General features: G+C 70.7%; 21 protein-coding genes. 12 read left to right on the forward strand and 9 right to left on the reverse strand.

What is annotated here, in order from left to right; translation table 11 throughout:
• The first annotated feature begins 18 nt into the window (after positions 1-18).
• The 8 genes from lepB (at position 19) to nagZ (ending at position 6,192) form a co-directional block, all read left to right on the forward strand.
• Complete coding sequence (gene lepB, locus IS481_RS04635; RefSeq protein ID WP_104356079.1) at positions 19-984, forward strand: signal peptidase I; 966 nt, start codon at positions 19-21, stop codon at positions 982-984.
• Between the two features lie 40 nt (positions 985-1,024).
• Positions 1,025-1,390, forward strand: coding sequence for a DUF4845 domain-containing protein (locus tag IS481_RS04640; protein WP_104356080.1), 366 nt, complete (start codon positions 1,025-1,027; stop codon positions 1,388-1,390).
• Positions 1,391-1,432: 42 nt separating this feature from the next.
• A complete protein-coding gene (rnc, locus tag IS481_RS04645) occupies positions 1,433-2,122 on the forward strand; it encodes a ribonuclease III (protein WP_104356081.1) in 690 nt (229 codons plus the stop codon).
• Between the two features lie 71 nt (positions 2,123-2,193).
• Positions 2,194-3,108 (forward strand): GTPase Era, encoded by a 915-nt coding sequence (gene era, locus IS481_RS04650; protein ID WP_104356082.1) that lies wholly within the window; start codon positions 2,194-2,196, stop codon positions 3,106-3,108.
• Between the two features lie 16 nt (positions 3,109-3,124).
• Positions 3,125-3,940, forward strand: a complete 816-nt coding sequence (recO, locus tag IS481_RS04655) for a DNA repair protein RecO (protein WP_104356083.1) — start codon at positions 3,125-3,127, stop codon at positions 3,938-3,940.
• Positions 3,937-4,731, forward strand: a complete 795-nt coding sequence (locus IS481_RS04660) for a pyridoxine 5'-phosphate synthase (RefSeq protein ID WP_104356084.1) — start codon at positions 3,937-3,939, stop codon at positions 4,729-4,731. The genes recO and IS481_RS04660 overlap by 4 nt, the downstream gene beginning before the upstream one ends.
• Positions 4,728-5,123: a holo-ACP synthase gene (acpS, locus tag IS481_RS04665; RefSeq protein WP_104356085.1), complete on the forward strand. Its 396-nt coding sequence runs from the start codon at positions 4,728-4,730 to the stop codon at positions 5,121-5,123. Before IS481_RS04660 ends, acpS begins: the two co-directional genes overlap by 4 nt.
• Positions 5,124-5,127: 4 nt before the next feature.
• Positions 5,128-6,192, forward strand: coding sequence for a beta-N-acetylhexosaminidase (gene nagZ / locus IS481_RS04670; protein ID WP_104356086.1), 1,065 nt, complete (start codon positions 5,128-5,130; stop codon positions 6,190-6,192).
• A 121-nt stretch (positions 6,193-6,313) separates the two neighbouring features.
• On the opposite strand, the gene IS481_RS04675 is transcribed toward nagZ, so the two are convergent.
• A complete protein-coding gene (locus IS481_RS04675) occupies positions 6,314-9,232 on the reverse strand; it encodes an Rne/Rng family ribonuclease (protein WP_104356087.1) in 2,919 nt (972 codons plus the stop codon).
• An 801-nt stretch (positions 9,233-10,033) separates the two neighbouring features.
• Between IS481_RS04675 and IS481_RS04680 the strand changes: the two genes are divergently transcribed.
• Genes IS481_RS04680 through IS481_RS04695 form a run of 4 tightly spaced genes read left to right on the forward strand, consistent with a single transcriptional unit; the run spans position 10,034 to position 13,070 of the window.
• Complete coding sequence (locus IS481_RS04680) at positions 10,034-10,990, forward strand: RluA family pseudouridine synthase (protein WP_232529461.1); 957 nt, start codon at positions 10,034-10,036, stop codon at positions 10,988-10,990.
• A complete protein-coding gene (locus IS481_RS04685) occupies positions 10,987-11,652 on the forward strand; it encodes an HAD-IA family hydrolase (protein WP_104356089.1) in 666 nt (221 codons plus the stop codon). Before IS481_RS04680 ends, IS481_RS04685 begins: the two co-directional genes overlap by 4 nt.
• The gene (locus tag IS481_RS04690; RefSeq protein ID WP_104356090.1) at positions 11,649-12,020 is read left to right on the forward strand and encodes a Rieske (2Fe-2S) protein; all 372 of its coding nucleotides are present in this window, start codon (positions 11,649-11,651) and stop codon (positions 12,018-12,020) included. Before IS481_RS04685 ends, IS481_RS04690 begins: the two co-directional genes overlap by 4 nt.
• 54 nt (positions 12,021-12,074) lie before the next feature.
• The gene (locus tag IS481_RS04695; protein ID WP_104356091.1) at positions 12,075-13,070 is read left to right on the forward strand and encodes a S49 family peptidase; all 996 of its coding nucleotides are present in this window, start codon (positions 12,075-12,077) and stop codon (positions 13,068-13,070) included.
• A 4-nt stretch (positions 13,071-13,074) separates the two neighbouring features.
• Here the strand turns inward: IS481_RS04695 and IS481_RS04700 are convergent, their stop codons facing one another.
• The 8 genes from IS481_RS04700 to ureA form a co-directional block, all read right to left on the reverse strand.
• Positions 13,075-14,217, reverse strand: coding sequence for an ABC transporter substrate-binding protein (locus tag IS481_RS04700; RefSeq protein ID WP_104356092.1), 1,143 nt, complete (start codon positions 14,215-14,217; stop codon positions 13,075-13,077).
• 146 nt (positions 14,218-14,363) lie between these two features.
• On the reverse strand, positions 14,364-15,014 hold the full coding sequence (ureG, locus tag IS481_RS04705; RefSeq protein ID WP_104356093.1) for an urease accessory protein UreG: 651 nt from the start codon (positions 15,012-15,014) through the stop codon (positions 14,364-14,366).
• Entirely contained in the window at positions 15,011-15,691 is a 681-nt protein-coding gene (locus IS481_RS04710) for an urease accessory protein UreF (protein ID WP_104356094.1), read from the reverse strand. The genes ureG and IS481_RS04710 overlap by 4 nt, the downstream gene beginning before the upstream one ends.
• Entirely contained in the window at positions 15,688-16,287 is a 600-nt protein-coding gene (gene ureE / locus IS481_RS04715; protein ID WP_104356095.1) for an urease accessory protein UreE, read from the reverse strand. The genes IS481_RS04710 and ureE overlap by 4 nt, the downstream gene beginning before the upstream one ends.
• Before the next feature lie 52 nt (positions 16,288-16,339).
• Positions 16,340-18,067: an urease subunit alpha gene (gene ureC, locus IS481_RS04720; RefSeq protein ID WP_104356096.1), complete on the reverse strand. Its 1,728-nt coding sequence runs from the start codon at positions 18,065-18,067 to the stop codon at positions 16,340-16,342.
• A 1-nt stretch (position 18,068) separates the two neighbouring features.
• Positions 18,069-18,374 (reverse strand): urease subunit beta, encoded by a 306-nt coding sequence (locus IS481_RS04725; RefSeq protein WP_104356097.1) that lies wholly within the window; start codon positions 18,372-18,374, stop codon positions 18,069-18,071.
• A gap of 14 nt (positions 18,375-18,388) precedes the next feature.
• Positions 18,389-18,991: a HupE/UreJ family protein gene (locus IS481_RS04730; RefSeq protein WP_104356098.1), complete on the reverse strand. Its 603-nt coding sequence runs from the start codon at positions 18,989-18,991 to the stop codon at positions 18,389-18,391.
• 68 nt (positions 18,992-19,059) lie between these two features.
• On the reverse strand, positions 19,060-19,362 hold the full coding sequence (ureA, locus tag IS481_RS04735) for an urease subunit gamma (protein WP_104356099.1): 303 nt from the start codon (positions 19,360-19,362) through the stop codon (positions 19,060-19,062).
• Between the last annotated feature and the right edge of the window lie 28 nt (positions 19,363-19,390).

The raw sequence follows: 19,390 nt of genomic DNA on the forward strand, positions 1-19,390 counted from the left end.
CCCTTCACTGGAGTCCGGATGGGACTGCTGACTGCAGCTTTGTATGCCTGCCTGATCGTTTACCTGGGCGGCTGGTATGTGGACGCGTGGCACGGCAACTTCTCGCTGCTGCTGTTCCTGCTCACGCTGGTGACCTTCGCCTTCTGGCTGGCCGAGCGGTTCCATTTCCTGCCGGCGCGCCGGCGCGCCGCGGCGCAGCTGGAGGCGCAGCACGCCGCCCGCCGCGAGGAGCTGGCCCGCCAGGGCATCACGCAGGTGGACGGCGACGTGCAGGCCGCGCGCGAGAAGATCCTGATGCAGCCCTGGTGGCTGGACTGGACCGCCGGCCTGTTCCCGGTGATCTGCATCGTCTTCCTGCTGCGCTCGTTCCTGTTCGAGCCGTTCAAGATCCCGTCCGGCTCGATGGTGCCGACGCTGCTGGTGGGCGACCTGATCCTGGTGAACAAGTTCCACTACGGCGTGCGCCTGCCGGTGCTCAACACCAAGATCATCGAGAACCACACCCCGCAGCGCGGCGACGTGGTGGTGTTCCGCTACCCCAAGGACACCCGCATCGACTACATCAAGCGGGTGGTCGGGGTGCCGGGCGACGAGGTGGCCTACCTCAACAAGCGCCTGACGATCAACGGCCAGCCGGTCGAGATGGCGCCGCTGGGCGAGTACTACAACGAGGACCGGCGCCGCTATGCCCAGATGTATTCCGAGAAGCTCGGCAACGTCGAGCACCGGGTGCTGAACTACAAGGAGGCGCCGCCGTTCATCATCGCGGCCGACGACTTCCCGTTCCGGGAGAACTGCCGCTACAGCGCCGAAGGCGTGACCTGCAAGGTGCCCGAAGGTCACTACTTCATGATGGGTGACAACCGTGACGATTCCCAGGATTCGCGCTACTGGGGCTTCGTGCCGGACGAGAACATCGTCGGGAAGGCCTTTTTGATCTGGATGAATTTGGGTAATCTCGGCCGTATCGGTTCGTTTCAGTGAATAGCAGGCGATGACTTTCATTGGATCCAGGAGCTATGCGATGACCCCCGTTTCCCGGCGCGCCCAGCGCGGCATCACCCTGATCGGTCTGCTGTTCTGGGCCGTCGTCGTGGGTGCCGTGGCGCTGGTGGCGATGAAGGTCTTCCCCACCCTGAACGAGTACTGGACCATCCAGCGCACGGTCAACAAGATCGCGATGGAAGGCGGCACCACGGTGCCGGAGATCCGCGCGGCCTTCGAGCGGCAGAAGCAGATCGAATATTCGATCACCTCGATCTCGGGCCAGGACCTCGAGATCACCAAGGAGAACGACCGCATCGTCGTCAGCTTTGCCTACGACAAGGAAATCCCGCTGATCGAGCCGGTCTACCTGCTGATCAAGTACTCCGGCAGCTCGCGGCGATGACGGGCCGCGGTGCCGGGCGGTCGGCCCGTTGAAGATGTCGGCGTGAGCAGCGATTCCTCCTTGCGGGCGCTGGAGCAGCGGCTCCGGTACCGCTTCCACAATCCCTCGCTGCTGCGGCGGGCGCTGACCCACCGCAGCTTCGGCGCGGACCACAACGAGCGGCTCGAGTTCCTGGGCGACTCGGTGCTGGGCCTGGCGATCTCGGGCCTGCTGTACGAGCGCTTCGCCGGCTCGGACGAGGGCGACCTCTCGCGCGTGCGTGCCAACCTGGTCAAGCAGGGCTCGCTGCACCGCATCGCGCTGGCGCTGGAGCTGCCGGCCTGCCTGCGCCTGGGCGAGGGCGAGGCGCGCAGTGGCGGGGCGCAGCGCCCGTCCATCCTGGCCGACGCGCTGGAGGCGGTGTTCGGCGCGGTCTACCTGGACGGAGGCTTCGAGGCCGCCCGCGCGCTGGTGCAGCGGCTGTTCGGCCCGGCGCTGGACGAACCCGAGCTGCACAGCAGCGCCAAGGACGCCAAGACCGAGTTGCAGGAATGGCTGCAGGCGCGCAAGCTGCCGGTGCCGGTCTACGCCATCGTCGAGACCCGCGGCCACGCCCACCAGCAGCAGTTCCTGGTCAGCTGCAGCGTGCCGGCCCTGTCGGCCAGCGAGCAGGGGCTGGGGCCGTCGCGCCGTGCCGCCGAGCAGGTGGCGGCCCAGGCGATGCTGGCTAAACTCAAGGCCATGGGCCGCTGAGCGCGGCGGCTTCCGTATTGCGATGCAGCATCCGCTGCGAGGGAAGAAAACTGAACGTGGACGCCACCCCCATGCCGCCCGAGGAGTCTGGCGCGGCGCCTGAAGGCCCGCAGCGCTGCGGGCTGATCGCCATCGTCGGCCGCCCCAATGTCGGCAAGTCGACCCTGCTCAACGCCCTGGTGGGGCAGAAGGTCAGCATCACCTCGCGCAAGGCGCAGACCACGCGCCACCGCATCACCGGCATCCGCACGCTGGGGGACACGCAGTACGTCTTCGTCGACACCCCGGGCTTCCAGACCCGCCACAGCAACGCGCTGAACCGCACGCTCAACCGCACCGTGCTGTCCTCGGTCAGCGACGTCGACCTGGTGCTGTTCGTCGTCGAGGCCGGCCGCTTCGGGCTCGACGATGCCAAGGTGCTGGCGCTGATCCCGCCGGACAAGCCCACCGTGCTGGTGGCCAACAAGCTGGACAAGGTGGTGCGCCGCGCCGAGCTGGCGCCCTGGCTCAAGAGCATGCAGGAGCGCCACCCGTTCGTGGAGTTCGTGCCGCTGTCGGCCAAGCGCCCGGACCAGGTCAAGCGCCTGCTGGAGATCGTGCGCCCCTACCTGCCCGAGCAGCCGTGGTGGTACGAGGAAGACGCGCTGACCGACCGCAGCGAGCGGTTCCTGGCCAGCGAGATCGTGCGCGAGAAGCTGTTCCGCCTCACCGGCGACGAGCTGCCCTACAGCTCGACGGTGATGATCGAGAAGTTCGAGGAAGAGGGCCGGCTGCGCCGCATCGCGGCGACCATCATCGTCGAGCGCGAGTCGCACAAGGCCATCGTGATCGGCGACGGCGGCGAGCGCCTCAAGCGCATCGGCACCGAGGCGCGCCAGGAGCTGGAGAAGCTGCTCGACGCCAAGGTGTTCCTCGAGCTGTGGGTCAAGGTGCGCTCCGGCTGGGCCGACGACGAGGAGCGCCTGCGCAGCTATGGCTACGAGTGAGCCGGGCTGAACGACGATGGCGACCTCCCGCGGACGCGGGCCGGGCGCGCGCGCGGCGCACCGCGTGCAGGGCGAGCCGGCCTATGTGCTGCACCGCTACGACTGGAGCGAATCCAGCCTGATCCTGGACCTGTTCACGCGCGACCACGGCCGCGTCGCGGTGGTCGCCAAGGGGGCCAAGCGCCCCTATTCTCAGCTGCGCCCGGTGCTGCTGCCGTTCCAGCGCCTGGTCGTGGGCTACAGCAGCCGCGAGGAAGAGGGCGGCGAGGTGCACACGCTCAAGAGCGCCGAATGGGCGGGCGGCAGCGCGATGCTGACCGGCGCGCCGCTGCTGACCGGCTTCTACCTCAACGAGCTGCTGATGAAGCTGCTCGCGCGCGCCGACCCGCACCCGGTGCTGTTCGACGTCTACGCGCGCACGCTGCCGTACCTGTCGGCGGCGGACGACCTGCGGGTGCAGGCCGCGCTGCGCGCCTTCGAGCTGCTGCTGCTGCGCGAGCTGGGCGTGCTGCCGCAGCTGGACCTCGCGACGCTGACGCACACGCCGGTGCAGCCCGAGGCGCGTTACCTGCTGCACGGCGAGGCGGGGGTGGTGGAGGCCGACCGGCCGGAAGGGGCGCTGTCCGGGCGCACGCTGCTGGCGCTGCAGCGCGCGCTGGAGGCCGACGGCCTGGAGCCGCTGCAGGCCGCCTGCGCGACCGCCTTGCCCGAGCTGAGGACGGCGCTGCGTGCCCTGCTTCACTATCATGTCGGTACGCCGCAGCTGCGCACGCGCCAGATGATGATGGACGTGCAGCGGCTGCTCGACCGCAACCAGCCGCCTGCCCGATGAACCCGCTCGTCGCTCCCGAACCGTCCGCCCGCCACGGCGTGACCGCCTTGTCGGTCAACCTCAACAAGGTGGCGCTGCTGCGCAACACGCGCCACCTGGGCATCCCCAGCGTGACCCGCGCCGCCACCCTGGTGCTGGAAGCCGGGGCCCAGGGCCTGACCGTGCATCCGCGTCCCGACGGGCGGCACATCCGCGCGCACGACGTGCACGAGCTGGCCGAGCTGCTGCAGGACTGGCCGCACGTCGAGTTCAACATCGAGGGCAACCCCTTCCACAACCTGATGGACTTCGTGCGCGCGGTACGGCCGCACCAGTGCACCTTCGTGCCCGACGACGTCGGCCAGTTCACCTCCGACCACGGCTGGAGCTTCCCGCAGGACGCCGAGCGGCTCAAGCCGCTGATCGCCGAGGCCCAGGCGCTGGGCGTGCGGGTGAGCCTGTTCATGGACCCGGTGCCCGAGGCGATGGCCGCCGCGGCCGCCTGCGGTGCCGACCGCATCGAGCTCTACACCGAGGGCTATGCGCGTGCCCACCTGAACGGCCAGGCCGCGCAGGCGCTGCCGGCCTACGTTGCCGCGGCCGAGGCGGCGATGGCCAGCGGGCTGGGGGTCAACGCCGGGCACGACCTGAACCGCGACAACCTGACCGACTTCCTGCGCGCCGTGCCCGGCGTGCAGGAGGTGTCCATCGGCCACGCCTTCATCGCCGACGCGCTCGAGCTGGGCTATGCCGGGACGGTGCGCGACTACCTGCGCTGCATCCAGCGGGCCTACGCGCCCCAGGCGCGATGATCTACGGCATCGGCACGGACGTCTGCGACATCCGCCGCATGCGCGAGACCTGGGAGCGCCGCGGCGAGCGCTTCGCGCTGAAGGTGCTGGGCCCGCACGAGATCGAGGTGTTCCGCACCCGCTACGCCAAGGTGCCCGCGCGCGGCATCGCCTACCTGGCGACGCGCTTTTCCGCCAAGGAAGCGTTTTCCAAGGCCATCGGGCTGGGCATGCGCATGCCGATGACCTGGCGCGCCTGCGAGGTGGTCAAGGCGCCGAGCGGCAAGCCCGAGATCCGCCTGCACGGCGCGCTGGCCGAGTGGTTCGCGGCGCGCCGGCTGCGCGCGCACGTGAGCGTCACCGACGAATCCGACTACGCGGCGAGCTTCGTCGTGGTCGAAACCGAGGATTGATCCCATGAGCAAGACCCATCATGCCGTGCACGCCCCGGTGGTGCTCGACATCGCCGGCACGGCGCTCAGCGACGACGACCGCCGGCGCCTGCAGCACCCGCTGACGGGCGGACTGATCCTGTTCTCGCGCAACTGGGAAAGCCGCCGCCAGCTCACCGAGCTGACCGCGGAGATCAAGTCGCTGCGCCCGGACGTGCTGATCTGCGTGGACCACGAGGGCGGCCGCGTGCAGCGCTTCCGCACCGACGGCTTCACGCACCTGCCGCCGATGCGGGTGCTCGGCGAGCTGTGGATGCAGGACGCGATGACGGCCACCGACGCCGCCACCGCCTGCGGCTACGTGCTGGCGGCCGAGCTGCGCGCCTGCGGCGTGGACTTCAGCTTCGCGCCGGTGCTGGACCTGGACCACGGGCCCAGCGGCGTGATCGGCGACCGCGCCTTCCACCGCGACGCGCGCGTGGCGACGCTGCTGGCCAAGAGCCTGATGCACGGCCTGCTGCTGGCGGGCATGCAGTCCTGCGGCAAGCATTTCCCCGGCCACGGGTATGTCGCGGCGGACTCCCACGTGGAGGTGCCGGTGGACCGCCGTGCGCTGAAGACCATCCTGGAAGACGACGCGCGTCCCTACGAGTGGCTCAGCACCTCGCTGGCCGCGGTGATGCCGGCGCACGTGATCTATCCCAAGGTGGACGACCGGCCCGCAGGCTTTTCCAGCCGCTGGCTGCAGGACATCCTGCGCACCCGGCTGGGCTTCACCGGCGCGATCTTCAGCGACGACCTCAGCATGCAGGGCGCGAGCGTGGCCGGCACCCCGGTGCAGGCGGCGATCGCCGCGCTCAACGCCGGCTGCGACCTGGTGCTGCTGTGCAACCAGTCGACCGTCGACGGCGGTGCGCCGTGCGATGCGCTGCTCGAAGGCCTGGAGCGCGCCCTGCGTGACGGGCAGTGGCAGGCCAGCGAGGCCAGCGAAGCCCGGCGCCTGGACCTGCTGCCGCAGACCGCGCCGCTGGCCTGGGACGAGCTGATGATGCACGCGCCCTACCAGCAGGCCCTGGCGCGGTTGCCCTGAACGCCGGCGCGGGCAGGCGCCGGCCCCGAAAAAACACAAGGCCGTTGCGGGCATCGCCTGCAACGGCCTTGCTGTCGGGCCTTCGGGTGGCGGCCGCGTTCCCGGCGGCCGCCTGCGGGGATCAGGCCACCGGACGGGCGGTGTCGGCCTGGCCGCCTTCCAGCGGCAGCGCGAACTGGGCGAGGTCCTTGCGGGTCTCGACCAGCACCAGCGGGCCGTCGTCGATCGCGGCCACGGGCTTGGGCTCGCGCGGCACGCGCACCGGCGGCGGCTCGGCCGCGATGGCGGCCTGCGCGGCGCGCACCTTCTCGTCATCCGACTGGATCCACTCCAGGCCGGCATTGCTGGCGACCTGGCGCAGCTCGTCGCAAGGCAGCACGTAGGGCGCCACAGCGGCCGGCTCGGCTGCGGCCTCGGCGACCGCTTCGACCGGCGCGGCCACGGGCTCGGGCTGGACCTGGGGTTGCACCTCGGGCGTGGCCAGCGGTAGCGGCGTGGCGGCGCCTTCGACGACGGCCGCCTCGGAGACGAAGTCCTCGCCCGCAGCAGGGGCGGCACCGTTGGCGTCGCGTTCGCGGCGGTCGCGACGGTAGCGGTCGCGGCCGCGCCGGCGGCGGCCTTCGCCTTCGCGCGGCGCCTCGGCGTCGCTGGCGGCATCCCCGGCGGTCGAGCCCAGGTTGTCATCACCTTCGGCGGCCACGGCGGCGGTCTCCACTGGCACCACGGCGTCGGTCACCGGCGGCTCGGCGCGTGGCTCGACCGGTGCGGCTTCAGCCGCGGCCTCGGCCGGCGCGGTGTCGGGCGTGCCCTCCTGGCCGGTCACGGCTTCGGCGGCGGTGTCGCGGTCACGGCGTCCACGGCCGCCGCGGCGGCGGCGGCGACCCTCGCGCTGTTGCTGCTGGCCTTCGCCGGCGTCGCCGCCGTCCTGCGGCACGGTGTCGGCAAACCCGACGTCGGCCGGCGCCTCGTTGGCCACCGCGGCCGCAGCGGCCAGGGCGGCCGCCTCGGCGCGTTCAGGACGCGGGCGGCGTTCCTGGCGCTGGCGGTTGTCCTGGCTGCCGGCCTCGCGCTGCTGCGCGTCGCGTGGCTCGCGTTCCTTGCGCGGCGTCTCGGCGCGGGCTTCGGTCGTGGCGGCCTCGCCCTGCCTGTTCGCGCCGCGGTTGCGCTCGCGGCCGTCCTTGCGGCCGTCGCGGTTGCCGTCGCGGCCGTTGCGGCGCTGTTCGCCTCGGCGGCGTCCCTCCTGGCCCTCGCGGGCGGCCGGCGTGGCCGGCGCAGGCGCCGGGGCGGGCGCGGGCACCGGTTGCGGCTCGCCGACGAACAGGCGCTTGAGCCAGGCGAAGAAGCCGCCGCTCGCGGGCGCGGCAGGCGCCGGCGCGGGCGCCGGGGCCGCCACCGGGGCGGGCGCGGGTTCGGGCTTGGGCGGGGCGACCGGGGCCGGCTGGTCGGGCAGGATGCCCTTGATCACCGGCTCCTGCTTGGGCTTGCTGCTGCGGTCGCGCCGGGTGATGCCGACCTCGTCGTCCGGCTCCTCGATCATCGTGTAGCTGGCCTGCAGGTTCTCCAGGCGCGGGTCGTCGTGGCGCAGGCGTTCCAGCTTGTAGTTCGGGGTCTCGAGGTGCTTGTTCGGCACCAGCAGCACCGTGACGCGCTGCTTGAGCTCGATCTTGGTGATCTCGGTGCGCTTCTCGTTGAGCAGGTAGGAGGTCACTTCGACCGGCACCTGCACGTGCACGGCGGCGGTGTTCTCCTTCATCGCCTCTTCCTGCACCATGCGCAGGATCTGCAGCGCCGAGGACTCGGTGTCGCGGATGTGGCCCGTGCCGTTGCAGCGCGGGCAGGTGATGTGGCTGCCTTCCGAGAGGGCCGGGCGCAGGCGCTGGCGGCTCAGTTCGAGCAGGCCGAACTTGCTGATCGAGCTGAACTGCACGCGCGCGCGGTCCTGGCGCAGCGCCTCGCGCAGCCGCTGCTCGACCTCGCGGCGGTTCTTGGACTCCTCCATGTCGATGAAGTCCACGACGATCAGGCCGCCCAGGTCGCGCAGGCGCATCTGGCGGGCGATCTCGTCGGCCGCCTCCAGGTTGGTGCGGGTGGCGGTTTCCTCGATGTCGCCGCCGCGCGTGGCGCGGGCGGAGTTGACGTCGATGGACACCAGCGCCTCGGTGTGGTCGATCACGATGGCGCCACCCGAGGGCAGCTGCACGGTGCGCGAGTAGGCCGACTCGATCTGGTGTTCGATCTGGAAGCGCGAGAACAGCGGCGCGTCGTCGCGGTAGCGCTTCACGCGATGCTCGTTGTCGGGCATCACGTGGTGCATGAACTGCTTGGCCTGCTCGTAGATGTCGTCGGTGTCGATCAGGATCTCGCCGATGTCCGCGGTGAAGTAGTCGCGGATCGCGCGGATCACCAGCGAGGATTCCTGGTAGATCAGGAAAGCACCCTTGCCGGCGTTGGCCGCGTTCTCGATCGCGGCCCACAGCTGCAGCATGTAGTTCAGGTCCCACTGCAGCTCGGCGACGCTGCGGCCGATGCCCGCGGTGCGGGCGATCAGGCTCATGCCCTTGGGGTACTGCAGCTGGTCCAGCGCTTCCTTGAGCTCCTCGCGGTCCTCGCCCTCGATGCGGCGCGAGACGCCGCCGCCGCGCGGGTTGTTGGGCATCAGCACCAGGTAGCGGCCGGCCAGCGAGATGAAGGTGGTCAGCGCCGCACCCTTGTTGCCGCGCTCTTCCTTCTCGACCTGGACCAGCAGTTCCTGGCCCTCGCGGATCACGTCGGAGATCTTGGCGTTGCGGACGTCGACGCCTTCACGGAAGTACTGGCGCGAGATTTCCTTGAAGGGCAGGAAGCCGTGGCGGTCCTCGCCGTAGTCGACGAAGCAGGCTTCCAGCGAGGGCTCGACGCGCGTGACGACGGCCTTGTAGATGTTGCCCTTGCGTTGTTCGCGACCCTCGATCTCGGTCTCGAAGTCGAGCAGCTTCTGGCCGTCGACGATGGCCAGGCGCCGCTCTTCCTGCTGGGTCGCATTGATCAGCATGCGTTTCATGTGCACTCCTTCGCCCGCGCCCCTGCCCGGGGGCGGGCGTACCAACACGTCACCCGGAAAAGCCGTGGCTTCAGGGGCGACTCATCGATGCACGAGAAACGAGGAGGAACCGGAAGGAATCGCCCTGGACTGCCGTGATCGCGACGGATCAGTACGGCAGCGTTGGCGCGTGCGCCACCATGGCCGCGCCCTTCGGACGAAGGGCTGCCCTTGCCAGCTGCCAGGTCCGCAGCGTGCCGCCGGCGCCGGGCGCCGCGGCACGTCCAGGCTGGCAGGCTGCCGGTCGGCGTCGGGCCGGACGGGCAGGCGATGCCAGCGATCGCGCGGGGGAAAAGGGCAACAGCCGCAGGGGGGTCATGGGACGCGGACAACAGGCTCGGCCGGGGTGAGGGACAGACGACGAAGTGCGCCTGCATGTCTCCGGACAAGGACGGCCTGTTGCCTTGAAACCTTGTTCTATGGTTCTTTCGACGTTTGCTCTTCCACCAGCCCTGCCACCCTGCCGCCTCACCTTGGGAAGCGGCCCGAGCCACCGGACCGGCGTTGCATCACCGTTGGCCGTCCCGTCGCGCGCTCTGTACCACCTGGCGCCACGGACCGGCCGCTCCCACCTTGCTCGTTCGTGTTGCCGTCACTCCTTCGATCAGGGTCGGAGGGTGCCGGGTAAACTCTTGCAAATCAAACACTTACAACGCAAACGTGGTGCAACGGATTATAGGTGCGAAAAGGGCCCGACAGGTGGATCCGCTTGAAACTGCCCGTCGCCGGCCCGGCACCGATCCGGGAAAGCAGACGAAGTCAGTGGTTGCTTCTGCGCAGCCCACGGTCCGGCGCGTGGTGATCGACGAAGCCTCGGCCGGACAGCGGCTCGACAACTTCCTCCTGAAAATCCTCAAGGGCGTGCCGAAGACGCATGTCTACCGCATCGTGCGCAGCGGCGAGGTGCGGGTGAACAAGGGGCGCGCCTCGGCCGACACCCGGCTGGCGGCCGGCGACGAGGTGCGCGTGCCGCCGGTGCGCGTGTCCGAGGCGCCGGCCCCGGCGCCGGTGCCGGCGCGCGAGTTCCCGGTGCTGTTCGAGGACGACCATGTGCTTGCCGTGGACAAGCCGGCGGGCGTGGCGGTGCACGGCGGCAGCGGGGTCAGCTTCGGGGTGATCGAGCAGCTGCGCCGCGCCCGCCCGCAGGCGCGCTTCCTGGAGCTGGTGCACCGGCTCGACAAGGAAACCTCGGGCATCCTGCTGCTGGCCAAGAAGCGCAGCGCGCTGACCGCGCTGCAGGACCAGTTCCGCCAGCGCCAGACCGGCAAGACCTACGCGGCGCTGGTCACCGGCACCTGGCCGGCCAACCGCAAGGTGATCGACCTGCCGCTGTACAAGTACCTGGATGCCGAGGGCGAGCGCCGCGTGCGCGTCGTGGCGCCCGGCACCGAGGAGGCGCGGCGCTCGATCACGCTGGTCAAGGTGGTGCGCAGCTACGCCGGCTTCACGCTGCTGGACGTGACGATCAAGACCGGGCGCACGCACCAGATCCGCGTGCACCTGGCGCACGAGGGGCATCCGATCGTCGGCGACCCCAAGTACGGCGACTTCGCGCTCAACAAGGCGCTGGCGCGCGGCGAGCGGCTGGGCGGCCACCGCTTCTCGCGCATGTTCCTGCATGCCCGCCGGCTGAGCTTCCTGCACCCGGCCACCGGCGACACCATCGAGCTCGAGGCGCCGCTGCCGCCCGAGTGCACTGAACTCCTGGACCATCTATGACCCTGCGACCCCGCCAGTTCGACCTGGTCGTCTTCGACTGGGACGGCACGCTGTTCGATTCGACCGCGCTGATCGTGCGCTGCATCCAGTCGGCCTGCGCCGACCTGGGCCTGGCGGTGCCGAGCGACCGCGACGCGTCCTACGTGATCGGCATGGGACTGCACGAGGCGCTCGCGCATTGCGTGCCGGGCCTGCCGACCGAGCGCGTGGGCGAGCTGGCGCTGCGCTACCGCCACCACTATTTCAACCGCCAGCATGAGCTGACGCTGTTCGAGGGCGTGCTGCCGATGCTGGACGACCTCAAGCGCCGCCACCACTGGCTGGGCGTGGCCACCGGCAAGTCGCGCCGGGGGCTGGACGAGGCGCTGGCCACCGTGCAGCTGCGCGGGCTGTTCGACGGCACGCGTACCGCCGACGAGACCCGGCCCAAGCCGCACCCGCTGATGCTGCAGGAGCTGATGGCCGAGTTCGGCGTCGAGCCCGAGCGCACGCTGATGATCGGCGACACCACGCACGACCTGCAGCTGGCGGCCAACGCCGGCGCGGCCAGCCTGGCGGTCAGCTACGGGGCGCACGAACCGGCGGCCTTCGGCGAGTTCGCCCCGCAGGCGGTGGTGCATTCGGTCGCCGAGCTGCACCGCTGGCTGGAGGATCACGCATGAGTGCCGGGGTGGAGCTGTGCGCCGCGACGGCGCTGGAGGAGCGTGGCTCGGCGGTGGGCTTCGACGTGCTGCTGTGGGGCGAGACCGCGCGCGCCTTCGTGCTGCGCTTCGACGGCCGGCCGGTGGCCTACGTCAACCGCTGCGCGCACGTGCCGGCCGAGATGGACTGGCAGCCTGGCGAGTTCCTCGACGACAGCCGCGAGTGGATCGTCTGCTCGATCCATGGCGCGGTCTACGACCCGCGCGACGGCCAGTGCGTCGGCGGTCCCTGCATGGGGCAGCGGTTGATCCCGTTGCAGGTCGAGGAGCGGGACGGCAAGGTCTATTGGTATCCTTCCGAGGACGTCCGGCCCGCGTTCGGCGACTGAGCGGGCATCGCGCCTGCGGCCCCGCGGCCCTCTCTACCCGATTCGATCCGTTCCATGAGCTCCATCGATCCCGGCCAGCCGTCCGGCCTGCGCGACGGCACCCCGGGCGCGCCCGCGCCCGCCGCTGCCGACACTGCGGTGCTGGCGCAGCTGATGCGCGCCTACCTTGACGAGCGCCGGCGCGAGCGGCGCTGGCGCATCTTCTTCCGCTTCCTGTGGCTGCTGGTGGCCGTGGCGGTCGCCTCGGTGCTGCTGTCGCAGCGCGCGGCGACCAGCGCGCCGGCCGGCCCGCATACCGCGCTGGTCGAAGTGCGTGGCGAGATCGCGCTCGATGCCGAGGCCAGCGCCGAGAACCTGCTGTCCGCGCTGCGCAACGCCTTCGAGGACCCGGGGTCGCAGGCGGTGGTGCTGCGCATCAACTCGCCGGGCGGCAGCCCGGTGCAGGCGGGCATCATCAACGACGAGATCCGCCGCCTGAAGGCCCTGCATGGCAAGAAGGTCTACGCGGTGGTCGAGGAGATGTGCGCCTCGGGCGCCTACTACATCGCGGTGGCGGCCGACGCGATCTACGTCGACAAGGCGTCCATCGTCGGCTCGATCGGCGTGCTGATGGACAGCTTCGGCTTCACCGAGCTGATGCAGCGCCTGGGCATCGAGCGCCGGCTGCTGACCGCAGGCGAGCACAAGGGCTTCCTCGACCCGTTCTCGCCGCAGTCGCCGCAGCAGCGCGCGCACGCCCAGGCCCTGCTGGACCAGATCCACCGGCAGTTCATCGCGGTCGTGAAGCAGGGCCGCGAGGGCCGGCTGAAGGACGAATCGCCCGAGCTGTTCTCCGGGCTGTTCTGGAACGGCGAGCAGGCGGTCGAGCTGGGCCTGGCCGACGACTTCGGCACGCTCGACTACGTCGCGCGCGAGGTGGTCCAGGCCGAGGAGGTCATCGACTACACGCCGCGCGAGAACGTGGCCGAGCGCCTGATCAAGCGGCTGGGGGCCTCGATCGGCGAGGGCGCGGTGCGCTCGCTGCGCGCCGCCGGCGTCTCGCTGCGCTGAGCGCTCAGCGGCGGAAGCGCTCGCCGTTGTAGTAGGTGAGCTCGACGAAGCTCGAGCCGTCGTGCTGGTTCGGGCCGAAGTTGAACTCGAAGCCGCCGAGGTCGTAGGGCCGCATCGTGTGGAACGCGGCGATGAAGCGTTCGCGGCTGGCGCCGCGCCCGGCGCGGCGCAGCCCCTCGATCAGCAGCCGGGCACTGATGTAGCCCTCCAGCGACGAATAGCTGGCCTCGGCGAAGCCCGCCTTCTGCATCGCCTGCCGGTAGGCCTTGACCACCGGCAGCGCGAGGTTCTCCGGATGCGGCACCACCTGCGCCACCGCGATGCCGCGCGCCGCGTCGCCCAAGGCGTCGAGCAGCGGCTTGGTGCCGAGGAACGAGATCGAGAACGGCGCCGCCCCCGCCACGCGCGGGCGCAGGCCGCGGTAGAACGGGATGCCGTTGGCGCCGATCGCGAACGAGATCAGCGAGTTGGGCCGCCAGCGTGCGATCTCCTCGATCAGCGCCGCCATGTCTTCGGGCGCGTCGCCCAGGCGGAACGCCTTCCAGTCGGCGTTGCCGTAGTGCCTGGCCGCGGCGTCGAACGCGGAGAGCGCCGCCTGGCCGAAGGGATTGTCGGCATAGGCCACCGCACAGCGCGTCTGGCCGGTGGTGCGCAGGTGCTGCACGATCTTCGCGATCTCCTGCGCGTAGCTGGCGCGGGCGTGGATCACCAGCGGGTTGTGCGCGCGCAGCGCATCCGCGCCGGAGGCCGGCGCGATCAGCGGCACCTTGGCCTGCATCGCCACCGGCAGCATGCCCAGCACGCTGGTCGTGCCGCCGCAGGCGAAGAAGGTGAACACGTCGGCGGCCACCAGCTGCCTTGCGTTCTCGGTGGCGCGCGGCGGCTCGCCGGCATCGTCGAGGCTGCGCAGCTCCAGCGGCCGGCCGTCGACGCCGCCGCGCTCGTTGGCCTCGTCGAAGGCGGCCTGGATGCCCTTGTTCATCTCGACGAAGGGGTAGGCCAGCGGCCCGGACAGCGCGGCGGTCTGTCCGATCAGCCAGGGGGCGGATTGCGCGCGCAGCCAGCGCGGGGCCGCCAGTGCAGTTGTCGAGGCGACGGCGGCCTGCAGCAGCAGCCGTCGGGAGGCCAGGCGGGGCGGTCGGTTCATCGCGCGTCTCCTCACGAAGGGCCGGGAACAGCACCCTTGCGGGGTGTCGCACTAGACTAGGTGGCTGCTGCAAGCCGCCACTGTCCTTTGCGTGACAGACACGCCCCGGGAAAACGCTCAACGGCGTGAGGGATGTCACGCCGCGCTCAGGCGGCGTTCAGCAGCCCCTTGGTCTCGATGAAGCGGATGACCTCGGCCAGGCCCTCGCGGGTCTTCAGGTTGGTCATCACGAAGGGCCGGGCGCCGCGCATGCGCCGGGTGTCGGCTTCCATCACCGACAGGTCGGCGCCGACGTAGGGCGCGAGGTCGGTCTTGTTGATCACGAACAGGTCGCTCTTGGTGATGCCGGGGCCGCCCTTGCGCGGGATCTTCTCGCCGGCGGCCACGTCGATCACGTAGATCGTCAGGTCCGACAGCTCCGGGCTGAAGGTGGCGGCCAGGTTGTCGCCGCCGGACTCGATGAAGACGATGTCCGCGTCGGGGAACTTGTCCAGCATGCGGTCCACCGCCTCGAGGTTGATCGAGGCGTCCTCGCGGATCGCGGTGTGCGGGCAGCCGCCGGTTTCCACGCCCATGATGCGTTCGGGCTCCAGCGCGCCGGCCACGGTCAGCAGGCGCTGGTCTTCCTTGGTGTAGATGTCGTTGGTGATGACGACGAGGTCGTAGGTCTCGCGCATCGTCTTGCACAGCATCTCGACCAGGGTGGTCTTGCCCGAGCCGACCGGGCCGCCCACGCCCACGCGCAGCGGAGGAAGTTTCTTGGTGCGCCCGGGAATGGCGTGCAGGGGAGTGCTCATGATCGGAACAGTCGGGAGTATTGGGTTTCGTGGCGGGACGACAGGATCGCCAGCATCGGCGTGAAGGCCTGCCGTTGCGTGGCGGGCAGGCGCAGCGCCTGCAACACGGCGTGGGGGATCTCCGCCGCCAGCGCTGCGAGGATGCGCTGGCCGGCGCTCTGGCCGAGCGGCACGGCCTTGATCGCGGCCTGCACCATGTTCTCCGCCCAGCCGAAGGCATAGGCGAGCAGCGTTTCCTCGGGCGTGGCCTGGGTCTGCGCCGCGGCCAGGGCGTAGGCGACGGGGTAGGTGGGGGCCGGCTTCAGCGCGGCCAGCACGGCCAGCCGCGCGTCGTCGCTGCGGTTGCGCAGCCACTCGAGCAGCGAGCGGCCCATCTGCTCGGCCTGCTGGCGCAGCTCGGCCGATTCGCGGGTCCGCACGACCCAGTCGTTCAATGCCGTGATCCGGGCGGCGTCCCCGTCACGCCAGGCCTCGACGGCCTGGGCCAGCACCGCGAGCTCACCGCGCCCGAGGCCGAGCGCGAGCTGGTCGAGCAGCCAGGCCTGGGCCTGGGCCTCGGAGGTGATGCGGCCGTGGTCGACGGCGGCTTCCAGTCCTTCGGAGTAGCTGAAGCCGCCCACCGGCAGGGCCGGCGAGGCCAGCCACATCAGCTGCAGCAGCGTCGCGGAGGAGGTCATCGGTGCTCGTGCTTTCGGCCCGGCGCGTGGTCGTGGTGGTGATGGCCGTGCCCGTGGTCGTGGTCATGTCCGCGACCATGGTCGTGCGCGTGGCCGTGCCTATGGTCATGCCCGTGTCCATGGCCATGGTGGTGGCCGTGGCCGCCGGCGTACGCGCCGGCCTCGGGTTCGAACGGCGCCTGCGTCTCGGTGACGACCAGGTGCATCTGCCGCAGCATGTCGGCCAGCACGTGGTCGGGCTCGAGCTTGAGGTGGTCGGGCTGCAGCTCCAGCTGCACGTGGCGGTTGCCGAGGTGGTAGGCCGCGCGCAGCAGGTCGAACGGCGAGCCGTGCTCGGTGCAGTGGCGCACCACCAGCACCGGCTGGGGCGCGGCGATCACGCGGACCAGCGAGCCGTCCTCGGCGACCAGCACGTCGCTGCCTCGCACGACGCTGCCGCGCGGCAGGAACACGCCCAGCGTGCGGCCGGTGCTGTCGGTGGCGTCGAAGCGGCTCTTCTGGCGCACGTCCCAGTCGAGCTCGACGGTGGCGGCGCGCTTGAGCAGCACGGAGGCCAGGCCCTGGCCCCGGGGCAGGAGTTTGTTGACGGTCAGCATGCGGTTCAGCCTGTCCTGATGGAAGGGCGGGGCCGGGCGGCCCCGCCGGGTGTCAAAACAGGAAGTATCGCTGCGCCATCGGCAGCACCCGGGCCGGCTCGCAGGTCAGCAGCTGGCCGTCGGCGCGCACCTCGTAGGTCTGCGGGTCGACCTGCATCGCCGGCGCGTGGCCGTTGTGCACCATGTGCTGCTTCTGCACGCCGCGGCAGCCCCGCACCGCCGCGACCGTCTTCTGCAGGCGGTACTTGTCCGCCACGCCCGCGGCGAGCGCCGGCTGGCTCAGGAAGGTGAGCGAGGTGCGCGCCAGCGCGCCGCCGTAGCTGCCGAACATCGGCCGGTAGTGCACCGGCTGCGGGGTCGGGATGGAGGCATTCGGGTCGCCCATCGCGGCCATCGCGATGAAGCCGCCTTTCATCACCAGCGCGGGCTTGACGCCGAAGAAGGCGGGCTTCCACAGCACCAGGTCGGCCCACTTGCCGGGCTCGATGCTGCCGACCTCGTGCGAGATGCCGTGCGCGATCGCCGGGTTGATCGCGAGCTTGGCGAGGTAGCGCTTGACGCGTGCGTTGTCGTGGCGCTCGCTGTCGCCAGGCAGCTTGCCGCGCTGCTGCTTCATCTTGTGCGCGGTCTGCCAGCAGCGCAGGATCACCTCGCCGACGCGGCCCATGGCCTGAGAGTCGGAGCTGAACATGCTGATCGCGCCCAGGTCGTGCAGGATGTCCTCGGCGGCGATGGTCTCGCGGCGGATGCGGCTTTCGGCGAAGGCCAGGTCCTCGGCGATGCCGGCGTCGAGGTGGTGGCACACCATCAGCATGTCCAGGTGCTCGTCGATGGTGTTGACCGTGTACGGCCGCGTGGGGTTGGTCGAGGAAGGCAGCACGTTGGCCTCGCCCACCACCTTGAGGATGTCCGGCGCGTGGCCTCCGCCCGCGCCCTCGGTGTGGAAGGTGTGGATGGTGCGGCCCTTGAACGCGGCGATGGTGTCCTCGACGAAGCCGCTCTCGTTGAGCGTGTCGGTGTGGATGGCGACCTGCACGTCGGTGTCCTCGGCCACCGTCAGGCAGGTGTCGATCGCCGACGGCGTGGTGCCCCAGTCCTCGTGCAGCTTCAGCGCGATCGCACCGGCCTCGACCTGCTGGCGCAGCGCGTCGGGGCGGCTGGCGTTGCCCTTGCCGAAGAAGCCCAGGTTCATCGGGAAGGCGTCGGCCGCCTGCAGCATGCGCGCGATGTTCTCGGGGCCGGGCGTGCAGGTGGTCGCGAAGGTGCCGGTCGCAGGGCCGGTGCCGCCGCCCAGCATGGTGGTGATGCCGGACGCCAGCGCTTCCTCGATCTGCTGCGGGCAGATCCAGTGGACGTGGGTGTCGATGCCGCCGGGGGTCACGATCATGCCTTCGGCCGCGATCACCTCGGTACCGGGGCCGATCACGATGTCCACGCCGGGCTGCACGTCCGGGTTGCCGGCCTTGCCGATGCGGAAGATGCGCGAGCCCTTGATGCCGATGTCGGCCTTGACGATGCCCCAGTGGTCGACGATCAGGGCGTTGGTCAGCACGCAGTCGACCGCCTCGCCGTCACCGGGGCCGTTGACGCGCTGGCCCTGGCCCATGCCGTCGCGGATGGTCTTGCCACCGCCGAACTTCACTTCCTCGCCGTAGCCGCCGGCGGCCAGCGTGTAGTCGCGCTCGACCTCGATGACCAGGTCGGTGTCGGCCAGGCGCACGCGGTCGCCGACCGTGGGGCCGAACATCTCGGCGTAGGCACGTCGTTGCACGGTCGCCATCTCACAACGCTCCCTGGACTTGTGCACGGAAGCCGTAGACCACGCGGTCGCCAGCGTAATCGACCAGCTCGACGGTGCGCTGCTGGCCGGGTTCGAAACGCACCGCGGTGCCCGAGGCGATGTTCAGCCGCATGCCGCGCGCGGCCTCGCGGTCGAACTTCAGGGCGCCGTTGGTTTCGGCAAAGTGGTAGTGCGAGCCGACCTGGATCGGCCGGTCGCCGGTGTTCTCGACCACCAGCGTGATCGTGCGGCGCCCGGGGTTGAGCACGTGGTCGGGGCCGTCGGTGAGCAGTTCGCCCGGAATCATCGCGTCCTCCTGGCTCAGCCGAGCAGCATCGGCGCAAGCAGCACCGCCCCGAAACCCGCCACCGCCGCACCGGCGGCGCGGGGCCACCAGGCGCTGCGCGTGCGCACCGCGGAGCCCGCCGCCATGCCGGCCAGGTGCAGCACGACGGTGCCGGCCAGCATGCCGGCCAGCGCCGCGGCCGCGCCGTCGCCGGCCAGCTCGACGCCGTGTGCCGCGCCGTGGAACAGCGCGAACAGGCCGACCAGCGCCGCCGCGGCCGCTGCCGGCAGCTGCGGGCGCGCGGCCACCAGCAGCCCGACGGCCACCAGCGAGGCGGCGATCATCGGCTCGATGGCCGGCACGGCGATGCCGGTCAGGCCCAGCAGGGCGCCGACCAGCAGCATCGCGGCGAACGCCAGGGGGGCGGCCCAGGGACGGCGGCCGCCCAGCACGCTCCAGAAGCCGATGGCCAGCATCGCGGCCAGGTGGTCCAGCCCGGTGAACGGGTGCGCCAGTCCGGCGGCGAAGCCATGATGGACGCCGGCATCGGCGCCGGCATGGGCCCAGGCAGCGCCGCTGGCGAGTGTCAACGCGGCGGCGGCCAGGGACGGCAGGGTCTTGGAGGGGGTCGTCTTCATCTCAGCTCTCGTCAGGGTGCTGGTGCGCGATGCACCAAAGTGGTGTCTTTCGTGGAGGTGTGGCGAAGTCATGCAATGGGTTGGTGCACGGTCACCAACTTGGTGCCATCGGGGAACGTGGCTTCGACCTGGATCTCGGGGATCATTTCGGCGACGCCTTCCATCACGTCGGCGCGCGTGAGCACGGTCTTGCCCTCGCTCATCAGCTCGGCGACGCTCTTGCCGTCGCGCGCGCCTTCCATGATCGCGGCGGTGATCAGTGCCACCGCCTCCGGGTAATTGAGCTTCAGCCCGCGGGCCTTGCGGCGCTCGGCCAGCAAGGCGGCGGTGAAGATCAGCAGCTTGTCTTTCTCTCGGGGCGTCAGTTCCATGGTCCGTCCTGGCAAGGCATCGAAATTG

This window comes from Caldimonas thermodepolymerans, assembly GCF_015476235.1.
Classification (GTDB): domain Bacteria; phylum Pseudomonadota; class Gammaproteobacteria; order Burkholderiales; family Burkholderiaceae_C; genus Caldimonas; species Caldimonas thermodepolymerans.

Excerpts from the sequence above, each read along its gene's own strand:
- nagZ (WP_104356086.1), top strand. The coding sequence starts at position 5,128 with ATGAGCAAGACCCATCATGCCGTGCACGCCCCGGTGGTGCTCGACATC.
- ureC (WP_104356096.1), bottom strand. The coding sequence starts at position 18,067 with ATGGCGACCGTGCAACGACGTGCCTACGCCGAGATGTTCGGCCCCACG.
- IS481_RS04685 (WP_104356089.1), top strand. The coding sequence starts at position 10,987 with ATGACCCTGCGACCCCGCCAGTTCGACCTGGTCGTCTTCGACTGGGAC.
- IS481_RS04675 (WP_104356087.1), bottom strand. The coding sequence starts at position 9,232 with ATGAAACGCATGCTGATCAATGCGACCCAGCAGGAAGAGCGGCGCCTG.
- era (WP_104356082.1), top strand. The coding sequence starts at position 2,194 with ATGCCGCCCGAGGAGTCTGGCGCGGCGCCTGAAGGCCCGCAGCGCTGC.
- acpS (WP_104356085.1), top strand. The coding sequence starts at position 4,728 with ATGATCTACGGCATCGGCACGGACGTCTGCGACATCCGCCGCATGCGC.
- IS481_RS04640 (WP_104356080.1), top strand. The coding sequence starts at position 1,025 with ATGACCCCCGTTTCCCGGCGCGCCCAGCGCGGCATCACCCTGATCGGT.
- IS481_RS04725 (WP_104356097.1), bottom strand. The coding sequence starts at position 18,374 with ATGATTCCGGGCGAACTGCTCACCGACGGCCCCGACCACGTGCTCAAC.
- IS481_RS04695 (WP_104356091.1), top strand. The coding sequence starts at position 12,075 with ATGAGCTCCATCGATCCCGGCCAGCCGTCCGGCCTGCGCGACGGCACC.
- IS481_RS04730 (WP_104356098.1), bottom strand. The coding sequence starts at position 18,991 with ATGAAGACGACCCCCTCCAAGACCCTGCCGTCCCTGGCCGCCGCCGCG.
- IS481_RS04690 (WP_104356090.1), top strand. The coding sequence starts at position 11,649 with ATGAGTGCCGGGGTGGAGCTGTGCGCCGCGACGGCGCTGGAGGAGCGT.
- ureG (WP_104356093.1), bottom strand. The coding sequence starts at position 15,014 with ATGAGCACTCCCCTGCACGCCATTCCCGGGCGCACCAAGAAACTTCCT.
- recO (WP_104356083.1), top strand. The coding sequence starts at position 3,125 with ATGGCGACCTCCCGCGGACGCGGGCCGGGCGCGCGCGCGGCGCACCGC.
- ureA (WP_104356099.1), bottom strand. The coding sequence starts at position 19,362 with ATGGAACTGACGCCCCGAGAGAAAGACAAGCTGCTGATCTTCACCGCC.
- IS481_RS04700 (WP_104356092.1), bottom strand. The coding sequence starts at position 14,217 with ATGAACCGACCGCCCCGCCTGGCCTCCCGACGGCTGCTGCTGCAGGCC.
- ureE (WP_104356095.1), bottom strand. The coding sequence starts at position 16,287 with ATGCTGACCGTCAACAAACTCCTGCCCCGGGGCCAGGGCCTGGCCTCC.
- IS481_RS04710 (WP_104356094.1), bottom strand. The coding sequence starts at position 15,691 with ATGACCTCCTCCGCGACGCTGCTGCAGCTGATGTGGCTGGCCTCGCCG.
- lepB (WP_104356079.1), top strand. The coding sequence starts at position 19 with ATGGGACTGCTGACTGCAGCTTTGTATGCCTGCCTGATCGTTTACCTG.
- IS481_RS04660 (WP_104356084.1), top strand. The coding sequence starts at position 3,937 with ATGAACCCGCTCGTCGCTCCCGAACCGTCCGCCCGCCACGGCGTGACC.